This window comes from Pseudomonas sp. GW821-FHT02B10 (assembly GCF_059421865.1).
In genome coordinates, this window is the sequence record NZ_JBWKVU010000008.1 from 181,764 (window position 1) to 201,187 (window position 19,424).

General features: G+C 62.7%; 17 protein-coding genes. 8 read left to right on the plus strand and 9 right to left on the minus strand.

Features of this window, described 5'->3' with window-relative positions; genetic code table 11:
- The first annotated feature begins 26 nt into the window (after nucleotides 1–26).
- A complete protein-coding gene (locus AC07VU_RS18710; protein WP_495030232.1) occupies nucleotides 27–782 on the plus strand; it encodes a spermidine synthase in 756 nt (251 codons plus the stop codon).
- A gap of 77 nt (nucleotides 783–859) precedes the next feature.
- Here the strand turns inward: AC07VU_RS18710 and AC07VU_RS18715 are convergent, their stop codons facing one another.
- Nucleotides 860–1,651, minus strand: coding sequence for a crotonase/enoyl-CoA hydratase family protein (locus AC07VU_RS18715; RefSeq protein ID WP_274304255.1), 792 nt, complete (start codon nucleotides 1,649–1,651; stop codon nucleotides 860–862).
- On the minus strand, nucleotides 1,617–1,952 hold the full coding sequence (locus tag AC07VU_RS18720; RefSeq protein WP_164486199.1) for a hypothetical protein: 336 nt from the start codon (nucleotides 1,950–1,952) through the stop codon (nucleotides 1,617–1,619). Before AC07VU_RS18720 ends, AC07VU_RS18715 begins: the two co-directional genes overlap by 35 nt.
- 119 nt (nucleotides 1,953–2,071) lie before the next feature.
- On the opposite strand from AC07VU_RS18720, the gene AC07VU_RS18725 reads away from it, so the two are divergent.
- Entirely contained in the window at nucleotides 2,072–3,745 is a 1,674-nt protein-coding gene (locus AC07VU_RS18725; protein WP_009044946.1) for a DEAD/DEAH box helicase, read from the plus strand.
- A gap of 113 nt (nucleotides 3,746–3,858) precedes the next feature.
- On the opposite strand, the gene AC07VU_RS18730 is transcribed toward AC07VU_RS18725, so the two are convergent.
- Nucleotides 3,859–4,626 carry a DODA-type extradiol aromatic ring-opening family dioxygenase gene (locus AC07VU_RS18730; RefSeq protein WP_495030233.1) on the minus strand — a complete coding sequence of 256 codons (768 nt, stop codon included), beginning with the start codon at nucleotides 4,624–4,626 and terminating at the stop codon, nucleotides 3,859–3,861.
- A gap of 101 nt (nucleotides 4,627–4,727) precedes the next feature.
- Here AC07VU_RS18730 and AC07VU_RS18735 point away from each other — a divergent pair, with 101 nt between their 5' ends.
- Nucleotides 4,728–5,384, plus strand: coding sequence for a thiopurine S-methyltransferase (locus tag AC07VU_RS18735; protein WP_274304253.1), 657 nt, complete (start codon nucleotides 4,728–4,730; stop codon nucleotides 5,382–5,384).
- A 64-nt stretch (nucleotides 5,385–5,448) separates the two neighbouring features.
- Here AC07VU_RS18735 and htpX read toward each other — a convergent pair whose 3' ends face one another.
- A complete protein-coding gene (gene htpX, locus AC07VU_RS18740) occupies nucleotides 5,449–6,339 on the minus strand; it encodes a protease HtpX (protein ID WP_007931437.1) in 891 nt (296 codons plus the stop codon).
- Between the two features lie 301 nt (nucleotides 6,340–6,640).
- On the minus strand, nucleotides 6,641–7,852 hold the full coding sequence (locus tag AC07VU_RS18745; protein WP_495030234.1) for a pyridoxal phosphate-dependent aminotransferase: 1,212 nt from the start codon (nucleotides 7,850–7,852) through the stop codon (nucleotides 6,641–6,643).
- A gap of 224 nt (nucleotides 7,853–8,076) precedes the next feature.
- On the opposite strand from AC07VU_RS18745, the gene msrB reads away from it, so the two are divergent.
- The 3 genes from msrB (at nucleotide 8,077) to AC07VU_RS18760 (ending at nucleotide 9,525) form a co-directional block, all read left to right on the plus strand.
- The gene (gene msrB, locus AC07VU_RS18750; protein ID WP_009050114.1) at nucleotides 8,077–8,469 is read left to right on the plus strand and encodes a peptide-methionine (R)-S-oxide reductase MsrB; all 393 of its coding nucleotides are present in this window, start codon (nucleotides 8,077–8,079) and stop codon (nucleotides 8,467–8,469) included.
- Nucleotides 8,470–8,581: 112 nt separating this feature from the next.
- The gene (locus tag AC07VU_RS18755; protein ID WP_274304251.1) at nucleotides 8,582–9,067 is read left to right on the plus strand and encodes a glutathione peroxidase; all 486 of its coding nucleotides are present in this window, start codon (nucleotides 8,582–8,584) and stop codon (nucleotides 9,065–9,067) included.
- Nucleotides 9,064–9,525, plus strand: coding sequence for a MarR family winged helix-turn-helix transcriptional regulator (locus AC07VU_RS18760; protein WP_274304250.1), 462 nt, complete (start codon nucleotides 9,064–9,066; stop codon nucleotides 9,523–9,525). The genes AC07VU_RS18755 and AC07VU_RS18760 overlap by 4 nt, the downstream gene beginning before the upstream one ends.
- On the opposite strand, the gene AC07VU_RS18765 is transcribed toward AC07VU_RS18760, so the two are convergent.
- Nucleotides 9,509–11,830 carry a hybrid sensor histidine kinase/response regulator gene (locus AC07VU_RS18765; protein ID WP_274306831.1) on the minus strand — a complete coding sequence of 774 codons (2,322 nt, stop codon included), beginning with the start codon at nucleotides 11,828–11,830 and terminating at the stop codon, nucleotides 9,509–9,511. The two genes, AC07VU_RS18760 and AC07VU_RS18765, sit on opposite strands and share 17 nt — an antisense overlap.
- A gap of 164 nt (nucleotides 11,831–11,994) precedes the next feature.
- Between AC07VU_RS18765 and AC07VU_RS18770 the strand changes: the two genes are divergently transcribed.
- Nucleotides 11,995–12,885, plus strand: coding sequence for an ATP-binding protein (locus tag AC07VU_RS18770; RefSeq protein ID WP_277589364.1), 891 nt, complete (start codon nucleotides 11,995–11,997; stop codon nucleotides 12,883–12,885).
- Nucleotides 12,882–13,364, plus strand: coding sequence for a GAF domain-containing protein (locus tag AC07VU_RS18775; protein WP_274304249.1), 483 nt, complete (start codon nucleotides 12,882–12,884; stop codon nucleotides 13,362–13,364). Before AC07VU_RS18770 ends, AC07VU_RS18775 begins: the two co-directional genes overlap by 4 nt.
- Before the next feature lie 6 nt (nucleotides 13,365–13,370).
- Here the strand turns inward: AC07VU_RS18775 and AC07VU_RS18780 are convergent, their stop codons facing one another.
- The 3 genes from AC07VU_RS18780 to AC07VU_RS18790 all read right to left on the minus strand — a co-directional run bounded on the left by AC07VU_RS18780 (nucleotide 13,371) and on the right by AC07VU_RS18790 (nucleotide 19,365).
- Nucleotides 13,371–16,319: an HD domain-containing phosphohydrolase gene (locus AC07VU_RS18780; RefSeq protein ID WP_495030235.1), complete on the minus strand. Its 2,949-nt coding sequence runs from the start codon at nucleotides 16,317–16,319 to the stop codon at nucleotides 13,371–13,373.
- Between the two features lie 206 nt (nucleotides 16,320–16,525).
- Entirely contained in the window at nucleotides 16,526–18,631 is a 2,106-nt protein-coding gene (locus AC07VU_RS18785) for an ATP-binding protein (RefSeq protein WP_495030236.1), read from the minus strand.
- Between the two features lie 107 nt (nucleotides 18,632–18,738).
- On the minus strand, nucleotides 18,739–19,365 hold the full coding sequence (locus AC07VU_RS18790) for a response regulator transcription factor (protein ID WP_007931447.1): 627 nt from the start codon (nucleotides 19,363–19,365) through the stop codon (nucleotides 18,739–18,741).
- Nucleotides 19,366–19,424 lie beyond the last annotated feature (59 nt).

Sequence of the window (19,424 nt, forward strand, 5' to 3'; positions counted from 1 at the left end):
GAGCCCCGTCGCGGCTAGGAGAAGAGATGACTGAGGAGCGCGTCGAGCGCCTGCTCGCCGAAGTGCACGATGAGTTCGGCATGATTCGGGTACTGGAAGTGGCGGATTACCGCTTCCTCGAATTTGGCGATGCCATCGAGCAGAGCTGTGTGTTTATCGCCGACCCGAGCTGGCTGGAGTACGACTACACCCGCGCCATGCTGATCGGCGCGCTGTGCCATGAGCAGCCCGAGAGCGCGCTGTTTCTCGGCCTGGGCGCCGGCACCCTGACTCAGGCCTGCCTCAAGTTCCTGCCGCTGGACGATGTCGAGGCCATCGAGCTGCGCCCCGACGTGCCGCGCCTGGCTATCGAGTACCTGGGGCTGGATGACGATCCGCGTCTGTATATCCGGGTGGGCGATGCGCTCGAACTGCTGGACAGCGCCGAGTCGGCGGACCTGATTTTCGTCGACCTGTACACCGATGTCGGGCCGGGCGTCGGACACCTGGCCTGGGGTTTCCTGGAAAACTGCCAGAAGCGCCTCAACCCGGGCGGCTGGCTGGTGATCAACCAGTGGGCCACCGACGATGGCAAGCCGCTCGGTGCAGCCTTGCTGCGCGGGCTTTACCACCGGCATTACTGGGAGCTGCCGGTGAAGGAGGGCAACGTGATTCTGATCGTGCCGTCCGATCTGGAGCAGGGTCTGGACATGGACGGCCTGAGCGCCCGGGCCGAGGCGCTGGCGCCACGTCTGGGCTATTCGTTGCAGTCGTTGATCAAGTGCATCCGGCCGGCGACCTGAGTCGGCTGGTCGAGCGTATCTGTAGGCGCGAGGCTTGCCTGCGATAGGGCCTCGCATTCACCACGGGTTCAGACCCCTCAACATCCCTTGAACACCCCCGGGCGTTTCTCGAGCATCGCTCGCACACCTTCCTTGGCGTCCTCGCTGTTCAACAGCGCCTTCACCAGCGGCGGCAGCCCCTGCGCTGCCGCGCTTTCTCCTTCGAGCCGGGCTTGTCGGGCCGACATCAGGGTCGCCTGAACCCCCAGCGGGGCCTGACAGGCGATCCGTTCGGCGAGGGCCAGGGCGCGGGGCAGCAGGTCTTCGCTGGCCATCACCTCCTGCACCAGCCCCAGGCGCAGGGCTTCATGGGCGTCGAATTCGTCGCCGGTGAGCAACCAGCGCATGGCATTGCCCCAGCCGGCGATCTGATGCAGGCGCAGGGTGGCGCCGCCAAAGGGAAAGATGCCGCGTTGCACTTCCAGCTGGGCGAAGCGGGTATTGCTGGCGCACAGGTTGATATCCGCCGCCAGCATCAGCTCGATGCCTATGGTCAGGCAGTAGCCCTGCACCGCGACTATCACCGGTTTGCTGACCCGCGGCCCGGCGAAGACACCCCAGGGGTCGCAACCGCCGGCCGGTGCCTGCCAGCCTTCGGCGAGTTTCGCCCCGACGTTGGCCAGGTCCAGCCCCGCGGTGAAGTGCTCGCCATGGCCGAACACCACGGCGACCCGGGCCTCGCTGCTGGCCTCGAACTCGCCGTAGGCCAGGCTGAGTTGATCGAGCAACTGCAGGTCGAAGGCATTGCGCTTGGCGACCCGGTCCAGGCCGATGAGGAAGAGATGACCACGTTGTTCACGGCTGACGCGACTGCAACTGGGCTGGCTCATGGGGCATTTCCTCGGACGGTAAAGAGTGTCTCGGACCGACGGTATCGGCCGGCAAGATGAACCGTTTAAGCGTCATCCCCCGACAGGCGTGGGCCTGTGCAAAATAGACCTTTGCCGGATTATCCGCAAAGCCTGTGACAACTAGGTATTCAGCGGTTTTTTCCGATAAAAAAAACTCCCTTTTTTGAGTAATTCCGGTATAGTGCGCGCCGGCCTTTAACCGGGCCTCGTTTAGGTGATGCAATTCCCCGAAGTCAGCTTCGGCTGCTTGTCCGCTGCGCGGACTATCCTTGACGTTCATTTCTTTCAATCGTTTTCGCAAATCCCCGCCGACAAAGCTGCCAGGGTGACTCTTGAGTCTTACACGGCATGCGCAGCTTTGGAGCATGGGTCTTTGCGGATGCACTTAGAGGCAGACCCATGACCCAGGAAATCGGCGGCTTCGCCGCTCTTGAACTTCATCCCAATATTGTCGCTGCAGTAGTCGCTACCGGCTATGAAGAGCCTTCGGCCATTCAGCAGCAGTCGATCCCGATCATCCTCGCCGGTCACGATATGATTGGTCAGGCGCAAACCGGTACCGGTAAGACCGCCGCGTTCGCCCTGCCTATCCTGCACCGCATTGATCCGTCCAAGCGCGAGCCGCAAGCTCTGATCCTGGCCCCAACCCGTGAGTTGGCGCTGCAAGTTGCAACCGCTTTCGAAACCTACGCCAAGCAAATGCCGGGCGTAACTGTTGTGGCTGTCTACGGCGGCGCGCCGATGGGCCCACAACTGAAAGCAATCCGTAATGGCGCACAGATCGTTGTCGCCACTCCGGGCCGTCTGTGCGACCACCTGCGTCGCGACGAAAAAGTCCTGGCTACCGTGAACCACCTGGTTCTCGACGAAGCCGACGAAATGCTGAAACTGGGCTTCATGGATGACCTGGAAGTCATCTTCAAGGCCATGCCGGAAACCCGTCAGACCGTACTGTTCTCGGCCACCCTGCCGCAGTCGATCCGTGCGATCGCCGAGCGTCACCTGAAGGACCCGAAACACGTCAAGATCCAGAGCAAGACTCAGACCGTCACCGCGATCGAACAGGCTCACCTGTTGGTTCACGCTGACCAGAAGACTTCTGCTGTTCTCAGCCTGCTGGAAGTGGAAGATTTCGACGCCCTGATCATGTTCGTGCGCACCAAGCAAGCGACCCTGGACCTGGCCAGTGCCCTGGAAGCCAAAGGCTACAAAGCTGCTGCGCTGAACGGCGACATCGCCCAGAACCAGCGTGAGCGTGTGATCGACTCCCTCAAGGATGGCCGCCTGGACATCGTTGTGGCGACTGACGTTGCCGCCCGTGGCCTGGACGTACCGCGCATCACCCACGTATTCAACGTGGACATGCCGTACGACCCGGAATCCTACGTGCACCGTATCGGCCGTACCGGCCGTGCCGGTCGCGAAGGTCGTGCGCTGCTGCTGGTGACTCCACGCGAGCGCCGCATGCTGCAAGTGATCGAGCGTGTAACCGGTCAGAAGGTTGCCGAAGTTCGCCTGCCGGACGCTCAAGCCGTTCTCGACGCGCGCATCAAGAAGCTGACCAACAGCCTGTCGCCGCTGGTCGCTGACGCTGAATCGACCCACGGTGATCTGCTGGATCGCCTGACCGCCGATATCGGTTGCAGCCCGCGTGCCCTAGCCGCGGCCCTGCTGCGCAAGGCCACCAACGGTCAGGCGCTGAACCTGGCAGCGATCGAGAAGGAACGCCCACTGGTGCCGAACAGCGCGCCACGTGGCGACCGTCCTGAGCGTTCCGGCGATCGTCCTGATCGCGGTGAGCGTGAGCGTCGCGCGCCGATGCCTCTGGCTGAAGGTCGTGCCCGTTGCCGTACCGCGCTGGGCGCGCGTGACGGTATCGCGGCCAAGAACCTGCTGGGCGCCATCCTCAATGAAGGCGGCCTGGCCCGCGAAGCCATCGGTCGCATCCAGGTGCGTGACAGCTTCAGCCTGGTCGAGCTGCCGGAGGACGGTCTGGAGCGTCTGCTGACCAAGCTGAAGGACACTCGCGTGGCCGGCAAGCAGTTGAAGCTGCGTCGCTATCGCGAAGACTGATCAGTGCTGAGCTGATTGGTTGAACGAAAAAATCCCCGCCTGGTGCGGGGATTTTTTTTGCCTGGGGGTTGGATCAGTTGTCGCATCGTGATGCGCCAGGCCCGGCAGTGGCATCAGCCGAAGCGATAGATATCCATGCCCAGCGCGCCCATGGTGAAGCCTTGATGGGCGATGCTGAAGTCGCCACCGGCGCCTCTGGCGAAGTACAGCGGCAGCAGGTGTTCATCGCTGGGGTGGCTGCGCACGGCATTCGGTGCCTGGCGACGGTAGTCGTGCAGCGCGGCTTCGTCGTTGGCGGCGAGCTTCTCGATCATCCAGTCGCGGAACGCCTTGGCCCAGGGCTCGATGCTTTCCGGGCCAGCGTGCCAATCCAGTTCGCGCAGGTTGTGGGTAATGCTGCCCGAGCCGATCAATAGCACCCCTTGTTGCCGCAGGCTGGACAGGGCATGGCCGACCTGGGTCTGCAGGGCTGGTCCAAGGCGACTGGGCAGGGACACCTGGACCACCGGAATATCCGCCTGTGGGTACATCAGCGACAGCGGCACCCAGACCCCATGGTCGAACGGGCGCTGGTCGTCGAGCTGCGCCGGCAGGCCATCGGCCCTGAGCAGCTGCGCCACCTGTTCCGCCAGTTCAGGCTGGCCGGGGGCGGGGTATTGCACGGCGAACAGCGCGGCGGGAAAGCCGCCGAAGTCATGCCAGGTTTGCGGTTGCGGGTTGCTGCTGACCCGCAGGTCCTGGCTTTCCCAGTGGGCCGACACCACCACTATGGCCTTGGGGCGCGGTAGCTCGGCGGCCAGGCGGGCGAGGGCCGGGCCGCTGGCGCCGGGTTCCAGGGCGAGCATCGGTGATCCGTGGGAGATGAACAGGCTAGGGAGCATGAATAAGGTCCTGAGCGTTAAGATGCACCATCTTCAATCAGATCATTGATCTGAATCTAATATAAGTTTTTGTGGTTTTTGATCGGATTTCAGGGTGATTTATGCAGCCGGAGTTTTGGCACAAACGGTGGGAACAGAATCAGATCGGCTTCCATTTGTCCGAGGTTAATCCTTACCTGCAACGCTACTGGCCCCAGTTGGAGCTGGCGCCGGGTTTGCGGGTACTGGTGCCGCTGTGCGGCAAGAGCCTGGACCTGAGCTGGCTGGCCAGCCAGGGTCATCAGGTGCTGGGTATCGAGTTGTCGGAGAAGGCCATCCAGGACTTTTTCAGCGAGCAGCAGGTGCAGCCGCAGGTTGAGCTTCGAGGCGGATTCAAAGTCTATGAGTACGGCCCGATCCAGCTCTGGTGCGGCGACTTCTTTGCCCTGCAGGCCACGGATGTCGCCGACTGCCAGGCGTTGTACGACCGCGCGGCGTTGATCGCCTTGCCGCCGCAGATGCGTGAGCGGTATGCGGCGCATCTGCAGTCGGTCCTGCCTCAGGGCTGCCAGGGGCTGCTGATCACCCTGGATTACGACCAGGCGCTGATGGCGGGGCCGCCTTTCGCCGTGCTCGATGACGAGGTCAAGGCCTTGCTCGGTAAGCGTTGGCAACTGCGGATCGAGGAGGCGCGGGACATTCTTGGCGAGAGCTGGAAGTTTCTCCAGGGCGGCGTGACCCGCCTCGAAGAGCGGGTCTATCGTTTGCTGGCACGCTGAGTTCCGGTTTCCACAGGTAATAAAAAGGGCGACCCAGGTCGCCCTTTTTTGTGTTGCGCCAGCGTTATCCGCGACGACGACTCAGTGCGTCGATACGCTCTTCCAGCGGAGGGTGGCTCATGAACATGCGAGCCAGGCCTTGTTTGAGGCCACCGTTGATGCCGAAGGCATTCAGGGTGTCGGGCATGTGCACCGGCAGGCCCTGTTCCGAGCGCAGGCGTTGCAGGGCGCCGATCATTGCCGCGGTACCGGCCAGTTGCGCGCCGGCTTCGTCGGCACGGAATTCGCGCTTGCGCGAGAACCACATGACGATGGCGCTGGCCAGGATGCCCAGGACCAGTTCGGCGAAGATGGTCGCGATGTAATAGGCGATACCCTGGCCTTCTTCGTTCTTGAAGATCACCTTGTCGACGAAGTTGCCGATGATGCGCGCGAAGAACATCACGAAAGTGTTCACCACGCCCTGGATCAGCGCCAGGGTGACCATGTCGCCGTTGGCCACGTGACCGATCTCGTGGGCCAGCACGGCTTTCACTTCATCGGGCGAGAAACGCTCGAGCAGGCCCTGGCTGACCGCAACCAGCGCGTCGTTCTTGTTCCAGCCGGTGGCGAAGGCGTTGGCCTCGTAGGCCGGGAAAATACCGACTTCGGGCATCTTGATCCCGGCTTCGCGGGACAGTTGCTCGACGGTTTGCAGCAGCCATTGCTCATGACGAGTACGAGGCTGGGTAATGATCTGGGTGCTGGTGCTCATTTTCGCCATCCACTTGGAGATGAACAGCGAGAACAGGGAACCGGCGAAACCAAAGACCGCACAGAAAACCAGCAGCTGATTGAGGTTGAGATCAACCCCATTGGCCGCCATGAACCCGTTGAAGCCGAAAAGGCTCAGGGTGATGCTGGCAATCAGCACGACCGCCAGGTTAGTGGCCAAGAACAGCAGGATGCGCATCATGGTTGTAGAAATCTCCTCATGCTAAAGATGTAGCGTTCTGCGGGGTATATAAGGTGCGGCACCGGCCTATTCAACCGGGTGACTATTTCAAACTGTGTCCTGCAGGCTGATTTTAGACGCTTGCATGAGCTTTCTGTCGCAGTTGGGCAGCCACCGGAAGCCGAGCCGCACTTCAGAGGCATGCAACCACTGGGCACAAGGCGCAAGGCAAAGATACAGAAGGGTAGGCGTAGCAGGGAGTACAGAAGTGTTGCTGAATTAATCGCAGTGCGACCGGGGCGGCCGCACTGCGTCGCAAGGCTTACTGGCGATACGATTTGAGGAAGCTGCCGATACGGCTGATCGCCTGTTCCAGGTCATCGACCCGTGGCAGGGTCACGACGCGGAAGTGGTCCGGCCATGGCCAGTTGAAGGCGGTGCCCTGGACCACCAGCAGTTTCTCCGAGAGCAGCAGGTCCAGGACGAACTTCTCGTCATTGTGGATCGGGCAGACTTTCGGGTCGATTTTCGGGAAGGCGTACAGCGCGCCCATAGGCTTGACGCAACTGACGCCGGGGATGTCGTTGAGCAGTTCCCAAGTGCGGTTGCGCTGTTCCAGCAAGCGGCCCGGTGGCAGCACCAGATCGTTGATGCTCTGATAGCCGCCCAGCGCCGTTTGAATGGCGTGCTGGCTCGGCACGTTGGCGCACAGGCGCATGTTGGCCAGCATGTCGATGCCTTCGATGTAGCTCTGGGCGTGGTGCTTGGGACCGGAAATGGCCACCCAGCCGGAACGGAAACCGGCCACCCGGTAGGACTTGGACAGGCCGTTGAAGGTCAGGCACAGCAGGTCCGGCGCCAGGGAGGCGGTGCAGACGTGCACGGCGTCGTCGTAGAGGATCTTGTCGTAGATCTCGTCGGAGAACACCACCAGGTTGTGCTGGCGTGCCAGTTCGAGCATGTCCAGCAACACTGCCTTGGGATACACCGCGCCGGTCGGGTTGTTCGGGTTGATGATCACCAGGGCCTTGGTGTTCGGGGTGATCTTGGCCTTGATGTCGGCGATGTCCGGCCACCAGTTGGCCTGCTCGTCGCACAGGTAGTGCACCGGGTTGCCGCCGGCCAGGCTCACGGCCGCGGTCCACAGCGGATAGTCCGGGGCCGGGACCAGCACTTCGTCACCGTTGTTGAGCAGGGCCTGCATGGCCATGACGATCAGTTCGGAAACGCCGTTGCCCAGGTAGATGTCTTCGATGCCGACGCCTTCCACCTGCTTTTGCTGGTAGTACTGCATAACGGCCTTGCGCGCGCTGAACAGGCCCTTGGAGTCGCTGTAGCCCTGTGCGGTCGGCAGGTTGCGGATCACGTCCTGGAGAATTTCGTCCGGCGCTTCGAAACCAAAAGGCGCCGGGTTGCCGATGTTCAGCTTGAGGATGCGATGGCCTTCCTCTTCCAGGCGTTTGGCGTGCTTGAGCACTGGGCCGCGAATGTCATAACAGACGTTGGCGAGCTTGTTCGATTTGCTGACCTGCATGGCGATGTGTTCCCGAAAATGAACGATCCAGACGGTGAGTGAGCTACCGTACTGGGAATCCTGCGTTTGCACACAGGCCTGAAGCCTGGGTTCGCGGCGGCAAAATCCGTTTGAACCCGTGTAACACGGCTGCCAGACTGGCGTCTAACGAGGCGCAATCATACGTGCCGCCCGATCCGTGGAAAAGATACAGATCGGGCTTTTTCAGTTGCAGAGGAAGGACCATGGAAAAGCTGGAAAAAACCCTTGAAGAATGGCGTGCCATGCTCGATCCGGAGCAGTACAACGTCTGTCGTCTCAAAGGCACCGAACGGCCGTTCTCGGGCAAGTACAACGCCACCAAGACCGACGGTGTGTATCACTGCATCTGCTGCAATGCGCCGTTATTCGACTCCAAGGCCAAATTCGACTCCGGTTGCGGCTGGCCGAGCTTCTACGAGCCGATTGGCGAGAGCGCCATGGTCGAGATCCGTGACCTGAGCCACGGCATGATCCGTACCGAAGTGGTCTGCGCCAAATGCGATGCGCACCTGGGGCATGTGTTCCCGGACGGTCCGCCGCCGACCGGCCTGCGCTACTGCATCAACTCGGTGTGCCTGGACCTGGTACCACGCTGACCGGAGCGGGCGGCCAAGGCGATTTTTCGGAATCGCTTTTCGATTTATTAAATTGCGCACAATTTAATTGGGTACTACTTTTATCGGACCTTTCATTTCTGGAGTCCGCACCATGAGTGACACATTGCTGAACATCCCGTGCACCACCATCAAGGGTGAGCAAAAGACCCTGGCCGACTTCGCCGGCAAGGCCGTGCTGGTGGTCAACACTGCGAGCAAGTGCGGTTTCACCCCGCAGTACAAGGGCCTGGAAGAACTGTGGCAGGCCTACAAGGACCGGGGCCTGGTGGTGCTGGGCTTTCCCTGCAACCAGTTCGGCAAGCAGGAGCCGGGCAACGAAGGGGCCATTTCCGAGTTCTGCGAGCTGAACTACGGCGTCAGCTTTCCGCTGTTCAAGAAGATCGACGTCAATGGCGCCGAGGCGCATCCGCTGTTCGTGCAGTTGAAAAAACGCGCGCCGGGGGTATTGGGTTCCCAGGGCATCAAGTGGAACTTCACCAAGTTCCTGATCGGCAAGGATGGTGCGCTGGTCAAGCGTTTCGCCCCGGCCACCAAGCCCCAGGACCTGACCGGTGAGATCGAAGCCCTGCTCAAATGACCGACCTGTTCGCCGATTCGCTGAAACTCGACAGCCAGCTGTGCTTCAAGCTGTACGCCGCCTCGCGGGCCGTGGTGCGGGGCTATAAGCCGATGCTCGACCAGTTGGGGCTGACCTACCCGCAGTACCTGGTGATGCTGGTGCTCTGGGAATGGCAGGCCGCGCCCCCCGAGCTGCCGACGGTCAAGGCGCTGGGGGAGCGCCTGGCGCTGGATTCCGGGACCCTGACGCCGTTGCTCAAGCGCCTTGAACAGCTGCAACTGGTGCAGCGCCAGCGATCGTCCCGCGACGAGCGCGAGGTGCACCTGAGCCTGAGCGCGGCCGGCCTGGCGCTGCGCGATCAGGTGCCGCCGCTCAAGGCGGCGCTGTTATGCGACAGCGGGGTCGACCTCGACAGCCTGAGCGAATTGCGCCATGGCCTGGACCGTCTGCTGGCCCAGGTCAAAGCGCTGTCGTAGTCGGCACCCAGAGGTCCAGCAGGGCAATCAGCTCTTCACGGCGGAAGGGCTTGGACAGGTAGTCGCTCATGCCCGCGGCCCGGCAGCGCTCGCGCTCTTCGGGCATGGCATTGGCGGTCAGGGCGACGATCGGCAGGTCCGGCCAGCGGCCGCTGCGGCGGATCTGCCGACTGGCCTCGTAGCCATCCATCACCGGCATGTTGCAGTCCATCAGCACCAGGTCGAAATGCTGGTGCTCCAGCACGTCCAGGGCTTCGGCGCCCTGAGAGGCGACTGTCACTTCGCAGCCGAGCTTGCTCAGCATGCCTTTGGCCACCAGTTGGTTCACCGGGTTGTCCTCCACCAGCAGGATGAAGGCGCGGCGCAGGGGCGCCAGGGTTTCCAGCTGGGTTTCATTGATCACCGCGGTTTCGGCCAGCAGGGCCCGGCGCAGGGTCTGATACAGGGCGTTGCGCGCCAATGGCCGCGCCTGTTGCTGCAACGGCGCCAGGGCGCTGGCTTCTTCGCTGGGCAGGAAACTGCCGTAGGCGGTGACCAGCAGAATCGGCGCGCCGATGGTCGGGCGCAGGCCGAACAGGCATTCCGGGCAGTCGGTGATCAACAGGTCCGGCTTCTGCCCGAGCAGTGACTCATCGAGATCGCAGCGCCGATACTCCAGCCCCCAGAACGGCAACTGCACGCTCAACAGTTCGGCCAGGCCGCTGCTTTCGGAGGTAATGGCCAGTACCTGGCCGTGCAGCGGCGGCGGTGGGCTGGCTGGTGTGTGGCAGGGCAGTGGCAGGTCGGCACAGAACTGGCTGCCGAAACCCACCTCCGAGCTGATGCTCAGGCGCCCCTGCATGGCTTCGCAGAGGTTGTAGGTCAGGGCCAGGCCCAGGCCGGTGCCGCCGTATTGCCGGGTGATCCCGGCACCGGCCTGGGTATAGGGCTGGAAGATCTTCACTTGGGCCTCGCGGGCGATCCCGATGCCGGTGTCGCAGACTTCGATCCTGACCCCGTCCTCGAACGTACGCAGGCGCACATCGACACGGCCGAAGCGGGTGAACTTGAGGGCGTTGGACAGCAGGTTGCTGACGATCTGCCGCACGCGCGTGGGGTCGCCGAGGACCAGGGCCGGAAACTCCGGCTCGATCAGGCAGGCCAGCTCGACGCTCGGCGCGGCGTTCTGCGACAGCAGGTTGGCGGTGTCTTCCACCAGTACCCCGAGGTCGAAGGGGATGCGCTCCAGCTCCAGCTGGCCGGCGTCGAACTTGGACATGTCGAGAATATCGTTGAGCAGCTCCACCAGCACTTTGCCGGAGTCGTGGGCGATCGACAGTTGCTGGCGTTGTTCGGCGTTCAGCGGGCTGTCCAGCGACAGGGCGATCATGCCCAGCAGGCCGTTGAGCGGCGTGCGGATTTCATGGCTCATATTGGCCAGGAAGGCGGCACGCGCCTGGGCCATGTCGAGGGCGGTGCTACGGGCGACTTCCAGTTCTTCGTTGGACTGGCTCAGCCGGTCGTTGATCGCCTTGAGCTCGGTGGTGCGCGCCGAGACGATGTTTTCCAGCTGCCCGAGATAGTCGGTCAGGCGGTTTTCGGCATTGCGCCGTTGCTGGATCTCGGTGGCCATGTTGTCGAACTGCTGGTTGGCGACCTTGACCAGCACGCCGATCTCGTCCTGTTCGTGGCTGGGCGGGAAGTCCAGCCGGGTCTGGTCGGGGCTGCGCGGATCGCGCCCGCTGAGTTCGCGAATGACGCCGACCAGGGGTTTGGTCAGCATCACGTAGAACAGCGCCAGGAGCAGCCCGGTGAGGATCAGGCTGCGCACGAAACCGTTGATCAGGGTGATTTCCGCACGGCGCAGAAAGCGGCTGCCGAACGAGTAGGTGTCGACTTCCAGGTGCAGGACGCCGAGGGATTCCGAGGGCAGGTGGTCGAGGTACAGGCGGTCCTGGAACTCGCGCTTGGCGCCGAACAGGAAGTCGCTGAGCATCCGGTAGGGGCTTTGCTGGGCCGGTCGGGTGACGTTGGCCAGCAAAGTGTCGTTGTTGTCGATCAGCCGGGCGCGGATGATCGCCGGCGAGCGCAGCAGGCCAAGCGTCAGCTCCTGGGCGAGCTCGGCGTCGATGTTATAGGCGATACGCGAGGCCGGATTGTGGCTGATTTCCAGGAGCGCGTTGATTTCCCGGTTGATGGAGGCATCTTCACTGGCATAATCGATGCCGATTTGCAGCAGACTGAGCGCCGTCCCCAGGACAAACCCGACCAGCACAGTGAGCCTGGCTTGCTTGTAAGACAGGCGGTTGGTGAACTTGATGTCCATGGGGTGTTGAACCAATTTCCGTTTCCCTTCGCTGGGCAAGCATAGCTGATCGTCAGTGTGTGCCGGCAGGGCCCGGCGCCGTTCGCCTGCGGTAGACCAGGCATGCAGAAGGTCGTTGCGTCTGCGTGCCACATCATTACTGGGAACCTGCCCGAGGAGAAGTCGTGGAATCTCGATTGAATGCTTTTCTTGAGCGCGCCGATGCGGTTCTGGCGCGTATCGAGCCGCTGTTGCCCGCGCCGCGACAAGCCATCGACTGGACCCAATGCCTGGCCGCGCGCTGGCAGCGTGAGGGCCGCAGCGGTTTCCTGCTGCCGCTGGAGGTCAGCCTGGACATGCGCCTGTCCGACCTGATCGGGGTCGATAACCAGCGCGACCAGTTGGGGCGCAATACCCGGCAGTTTCTCGACGGCCTGCCGGCCAACCACGCCTTGCTGTGGGGCTCGCGCGGCACCGGTAAATCGTCGCTGGTCCGCGCGCTGCTGGCCGAGCATGCCCGGCACGGCCTGCGCCTGATCGAGATCGAGCGCGATCACCTGGCTGACCTGCCGCGGGTGGTGGAGCAACTGGTCAAGCTGCCGCAGCGTTTCGTGCTGTTCTGCGACGACCTGTCGTTCGAGTCGGGCGAGGGCGACTACCGGGTACTCAAGAGCGTGCTCGACGGCTCGCTGGAGCAGGCCCCGGACAATGTACTGCTGTACGCCACGTCCAACCGCCGGCATCTGGTTCCGGAGAAGGAAAGCGACAACGAGAACTGGAAGCGCGTCGATGGCGAGCTGCACCCGAGCGAAGCGGTGGAAGACAAGATTGCCTTGTCGGACCGTTTTGGCCTGTGGTTGTCGTTCTACCCCTTCACCCAGGAGCACTACCTGAACGTGGTCGAGCACTGGATCGGCGAGTTGGGACGCAAGGCGGGCCTGCAATGGCAGCGTGACGAAGCCCTGGACATCCTCGCCGTGCGCTGGGCCACCGGCCGTGGCAATCGCAATGGTCGCTGCGCGTATCAGTTCGCGCGCTACTGGGTAGGTTTGAAGTTGTTGGAGCAAAAAGCATGATCGATCTGCAGAACACCGGCAAAGGCCTGGACGGCTATGCCTTGCTGTGCGCCCAGCTGGAATCGTTGCTGGCCGACGAGCGCGATTTCATCGCCAACGCCGCGCAATTCTCGGCGTTTCTATTCAACCAGCTGGACGACTTGAACTGGGCCGGGTTCTACCTCAACCGCAACGAGGAACTGGTGCTCGGCCCGTTCCAGGGCCAGATCGCCTGTGTGCGCATTCCATTCGGTCGTGGTGTGTGCGGCGCGGCCGCGGCGAGCCGGCAGACCCAGCGGGTCGAGGATGTGCACGCGTTCCCCGGGCATATCGCCTGCGACAGCGCTTCCAACAGTGAACTGGTGGTGCCCCTGGTCAAAGAAGGGCGGTTGATCGGCGTGCTGGACCTGGACAGCCCGAAAATCGCCCGCTTCACCCTCGAGGACCAGGCCGGCATCGAGCGCCTGGCGGCGATCTTCCTGCGTCTGACCGCCTGCTGAGCCTCGTCAGTCCCTGAGCCCGGCCTTGCCCAGCACGGCCTCGGGGTCTACCCCGTCGATCTGCTGCGGTTCCATGAAGCGGTCGGCGTACTGCTGGTAGATCCCGGTCTGGATGAACAGCCCGAACAGTTCCGGATCGATATGGGCAGTGCGGCACATGGTTGCCATGATGCCCAGCGCTTCGCTCAGGGTCTTGCCCTTCTTGTAGGGGCGGTCCGCCGCCGTCAGGGCTTCGAAGATATCGGCGATCGCCATCATCCGCGCCGGCAGGCTCATCTGCTCCCGTTTCAGCTGCTTGGGATAACCGCTGCCATCCATTTTCTCGTGATGGCCGCCGGCGATCTCGGGAATGCTGCTCAAGTGGCTGGGGAAGGGCAGGTGGTTGAGCATCAGGATGGTCTGCACCATGTGATGGTTGATCACGTAGCGCTCTTCCCGGGTCAGCGTGCCTTTGCCAATGCTCAGGTTGTACAGCTCGCCACGGTTGTATTTGTAAGGCGGGACATCGAGCTTGAAGCCCCAGGGATTGTCCGCCGGGATCAGCTCGGAAGGGGCGCGCTCGATCAGATGCTCGGGCTTGTCGGCCAGCAACTGTTCGGTGACCGGCAGGGTCGGCGCCGGTGTGCGTTGCTGGCGGTGGTTTTCTTCCCATGACACGCCCAGGCGGTCGTCCAGCGTCCGGCTCCAGGTGCGCTGGGCGATCCTCGCCAGCCGTTGCAGATCGGCCTCGCCCATGGCTTCGGTGCCCAGGTTGCAATGGGCGATAAAGGCAAAGTCGTCGTCCAGTTCCACCAGGCTTGCATCGCGGGTCGCGGCCAGGGAAACCTCATCGCCACCCTGGGCGCGAGCCTGCCAGTAGTCGATCCAGGCATCGCGCTTGAGTACCTCGACGCGGGTGCGGATTTCATGGATGCGGTCGTTCAGGGTTTCCAGCTTGGTGGCCTTGTCGACCACGTACTCGGGGGTGGTGATCTTGCCGCAATCGTGCAACCAGGCGGCGATATGCAAGGCCTCCCACTCATCTTCGCTGGGCTGGTAGGCGCTGAACGCCGGCTGCTGGCTGGCCGCGGCGGCTTGGGCGAGCATCAGCGTCAGCGCCGGCACCCGCTGGCAATGCCCGCCGGTGTAAGGGCTCTTGGCGTCGATCGCGCCGGCCAGCAGCTGGATGAAGGCGTCGAGCAATTGTTTTTGCCGGTTCTGCAGGCGCTGGCTGTCGATGCTGACCGCCGCGGCGCCGGAAACCGCCTGCAGGAACGCGACGCGGTCCGGGCCGAGTTTTTCCAGGTCGGCTTCCTGGCCGCTGTCGGCCAGCAGCAGCACAAGGATGCCGACGGTTTCGTTGTGGCGATTGTGCAGGCGGATACCGATCAGGTGCACGCTGGGGCAGTTCATCGCCAGCAGCACGCCTTGCAGGTCGGCCGCCTGCTCGAACCCCAGGGTCGTGACCAGGCTCTCGCCGTTCGCCAGTTGCTGCAGCCATGCGGGGCTTGCCTCGTGCTGGATGTCCTGGCTGCGTACATCGAACGCCTGCAGGTCCTGGACAACACCGGCGATGATCAGGCCGTGGGGCTTGAGGTTCATGCCATCGTTTTCGCGCAGGTAGATCAGCCCGGCCTGGGCTTGGCCGATCTTCATGGTTTCAACCAGCACCCGTTGCAGCAGCGGGTCGAAGCGGGTTTCCGCGGAAAGGCTGGCGGTGATCTCGAAAAAGCTGGCGAGGGTTTCCTTCATGCGGGCCATCGACACGCTTAACTGGTCGATTTCCAGCACGGGTGAGCGGCGGGTCAGCGGGTAATCGAAATCGAAGCTGCGGATGGCATCGGCTTCCTGCACCAGGGCGCGCAGCGGCCTGACCAGCACGCGCGAGGTCAGCCAGCCGAGCGGCAGGCACAACAGCAGAATGCCCAAGGTGATGAGCGCGCCTTGCCAGCGCAGGCGATAGGCATCCGTCAGCAGCTCGTCCTCGGGCACCAGCAGCGCCAGCTGCAACCCACCGGGTCCACCTTCCTGCAGGTGCCGGCTGGCAACTATCCATTGGCGATCCCCGAGCCGCAGGCGGTTGCCCTGGGCCTTGCCTTGCAGCAACGCGTCGAGAGCCGGGTTCAGGTCGTTGGCGCGGATCAGCCGGGCGCTCTGTTCTTCGACGATCAGGCGACGGCTGTCCGGATAAGCCACGGCATGGCCATTGCCATCCACCAGGGCGATTTCGGTGCTGGGCGTGACCCGATGCTTGGCCAGGGTCGCCGAGAGTTGTTCCAGGGTCAGGTCGGCCCCGATCACCGCCTGGTTGCCGCTGCGGCGGGCGAGGGTGGTGCCGACGTTGCGGGTCGAGAAAAAGACGTAGGGCTCGGTGGTGATCTGATTGGTGTCGTCCTTGGCGCCCGCAAACCAGTTGCGGGCGCTCGGGTCGTAGGACTCCTGGGGGTTGTCGCGGCGGCTGACGGGGCCGAGGCTGGCGTCATAGAACAGCGACTGCGAATGCAGTTGCCCGGTGTGGCGGTCACGCTCGATGCTCCAGACTTCATAGGCCGCGGCTTCAGGGGCCTGGCGAGCTTGTTTCAAAGCCTGGGTGCGCAAGGGCCGGACCATGAAAAAATCCCCATCGGTATAACCCACATAGAGTGAGGCCAGGTCGGGGTTGTCCTTGAGCGATTGGCTGAAAGGCCCAAGCAGCGTCAGGCGTTGCTCGAGGTCGCCGGCCTGGATGGCCGGGTTGCCCACCAGCAGGCTGAGCAGATGGCGAATCGGTTCGTAGGTCGCTTTCAGGTCCAGTTGCACGTCCTGTTCGATGCGCTGGAACAGTTTTTCACTGCTGGAAAGGATGATGCGGGTGGTCTGCTGGTAATTGAAAAAGCCCAGCACCACGCCGGTCAGCAGAAGCAGGCAGGTGAACATCACGCTGATATGCACATGGAGAGGAAATCGGCGTTTATCGAATGACAGCGTGCTTGGCATTGCAGCTCTCTCCAGGGGGCGCGTGATGCGCAACTCAACGTTTGAGCATAGTTAAGGTAGGTGCATTGCGCTCAGGGGAGGCAGCTCCGGGGGGCGTTGCGAATTGCATTGCCATGAGGCGTTTGGGGCCGACTGAAAAGATAGTGGCTTTTTGATATTTGCCTGGCAACTAGCCGCACCACAAGTTGCTGCGCTGGTGATGGGGATCAGGTCGTGGCCGGGCTGTGCTGTTGATCGATTTGCCACAGCAGGGCCCGTTCGAGCTTGAGCATGGCCTGTTCCAGGGCGGTTCTGCGCTGCATCAGGGTTTGCCTGTCCGCGTCTTGCAAAACAGCCTGCTCAAGGGCTTCGCACTGCGTTTCAAGGTCTTTTGCCTGCACCATCAGGGCCGAGCCCTTGATCTTGTGGGCGAGTTCCGCCAGTGCCTGGGGCGGGGGCTCGCAGGGCAGGGCCATCAGTTGCTGGCGGTCCCGGTAGCTGCAATGCAGCAGTTCGGTGAGGATGCGCAGGGCGAACTGCGGTTTGCCACGGGACAGGGTGCGCAGCGCTTTCAGGCTGAACACGCCATTCCAGGGCCGCGGTTGCAGGCCAGCCAGTTTGTGGCCGAGGGTCGCCAGGCCGACAGGCTTGAACAGGCAGTCATCGATGCCGGCCTGTTCGCACTGCTGTCTCTCTTGCGGTCGGGGGCTGGCGGTCACCCCCAATACCCGGCAAGCCGCGCGGGACTCCAGGCGTTCATGCTCGCGGATGGCGCGGATCAGCTCATAGCCGTGCATGCCCGGCATGTTGCAATCGACGATGAGCAGGTCGAAGAACCCCTTGCACCAGAGCTCGAAGCCTTGCTCGACGTCTTCGGCGGTGCGGCAGCGGTGCCCGAGAAAGTGCAGTTGTTCGCTCAGCAGCAGGCGGTCCGCCGCATGGTCATCGATCACCAGTACGTTCAAGGCCCGGGTGGCAGGGGCAATGAGTGGCTCGACGAGGGGCGCGGGTTTTCGCGCTGGCTGACAGGCCAGCGGCAACAGGACCCGGACTTCCGTGCCTATGCCCGGCTGGCTGGTCAGTTGCAGCGTGCCCTGCATGAGCTCGCAGAGGTGGCGGCAAAGGGTCAGGCCCAGCCCTGCGCCGTCAGGTCGGGAGGGGGTGCGAGCCTGGGCCTGGAAGAAGGGTTCGAACAGCCTGTGCTGATCCTGCTCGTCGATGCCGATGCCGCTGTCCGTCACTTGCAGCATCAGCCGCACCTGTTGCGGCTGCGTGGCCGCTTGCAGGTCGAGATGGATTTTGACCTGACCCTGTTCGGTGAACTTGATCGCGTTGTGCAGCAGGTTGCCCAGGACCTGCTTGAAACGCAGCGGGTCGAGCAGCACATCGGCCGGCTCGACGCTGGAGTGGAAGGTCGGTAGCAGCTTGAGGTGCTTCTCCCGGGCCTGGCTGTCGAACTCCCTGACGATGGATTCGACAAGGGCACGCGGCTCGAGCCATTCGGGCGCCAGGTCCAGGCACCCCGATTCGATGCGGGCGATATCGAGGGTGTCGTCGACCAGGCCCTGCATCGCCCGGGCCGAGCGATAAGCCATTTCAATGACCGGACGATCCTGGGACTGGCTGTCGGAGCGCTGCCGCAGCAGTTCCAGCGCCCCGATCAGGGCATTCATGGAGCGGCGCAGTTCGTGGCTGGTGCTGGCCAGGAAAGCGCTTTTCGCCAGGCTGGCCGCTTCGGCCTGTTGTAGGGAGGTCTTGAGGCTGTCGCTGAGCCGATGGCGTTCGCTGATATCGACCCAGCCGCCGATGATGCCCTGGACCTCGCCGTTCGCGTCCCGGTAGGGCAGGACCCAGTGCTGGACGGTCAGCTCCTCTGCGTTCAGGCGTAGTGGCCGGTCACGCAGCAGCGGGCTGTCTTGCGCCATGACGCGCTGGTAGTCGGTGTGATATTCGCGGGCCTGTTGGGGATCGTCCAAAAGTCCCTGCAACAGGCTTTTGCCGATGACCTCTTCGCGCCGGGCGGCGAAGCGCTCCAGGTAGCTGGCATTGCAGCTTTGCAGCAGGCCCTGGCGGTCGCGCACGTAAGTCGGATGCGGCACGCCGTCGATCCAGGCCTGCATGAAGGCGAGCTGCTGCCTGAAGTCATGGGTGGCCTGTTGCTGCTGGGTCAGTCGCCGGTGCAGCCAGGCATTCCAGCCCAGGGACGCCAGCAGCGGCACGCCGAGCCCCAGGCCTGCGAGCAGGAGCAGCCCGCGATGGCCGTTATCGAGAGGCGGGGCGGCGGCCGATTCAAGACAAGGCGCCGTGTTTGGGCACTGAGGGAGGGATGTCATTGCGGACTCTGGTTGCCCGGCCTCGACCAGGCCAAACAACAGGAACAGCGAAACTGCCGTGGCCGTCAGGGTTAAATAATAAAGAATGGGTTTGAACATCCTGTTTCTCACACCAGTTCGTGACGTTGTGCCAACTCGATAAGTTCCGCCATGGAAGTCGCGCGAAGTTTGTGCATGATTCTTTTTTTATAGGTACTGACGGTCTTGCCACTGAGAAATATGCTGTTGGCTATTTGCGTACTGGTGCTGCCCTTGGCAAAAAGTTGCAACACCATCAATTCCCGATCGCTGAGCAACATCAAGCGGCTCAGTTCGTTGTTTGCCGTTTCATCCTGACGCGGCGTTTGCAGGGCATGACTCGGAAAGTAGTTGTAACCACATAGCACCGCCTTCATGGCGCTGAGCACTTCGCTCAGGTCTTCCTGCTTGCACACATAGCCGCAGGCCCCAGCCTGCATGCAGCGCGCGGCGAACAGGGCCGGCGACTGCGCCGTCAGCACCAGCACCCGCAAGGACTTGTCCAGGGCGCCGAAACGCAGTAGCAGTTCCAGCCCGTCGAGCTTGGGGATGCTGATATCGAGCACGATCAGGTCCGGCATGCTGTCGCGAACCATTTGCAGGGCATCGACACCGTTATCGGTTTCGCCGACGACTTTATAACCCTCATGTTCCAGCAACATGCGGATGGCCAGTCGGATAACGGGATGGTCGTCGATGATGAAAACAGAACTCATGGTCAAACCCGTGGAAATAAATACAGGTCTGGACCTTAGCGCAGGCAGGACAGTGGATA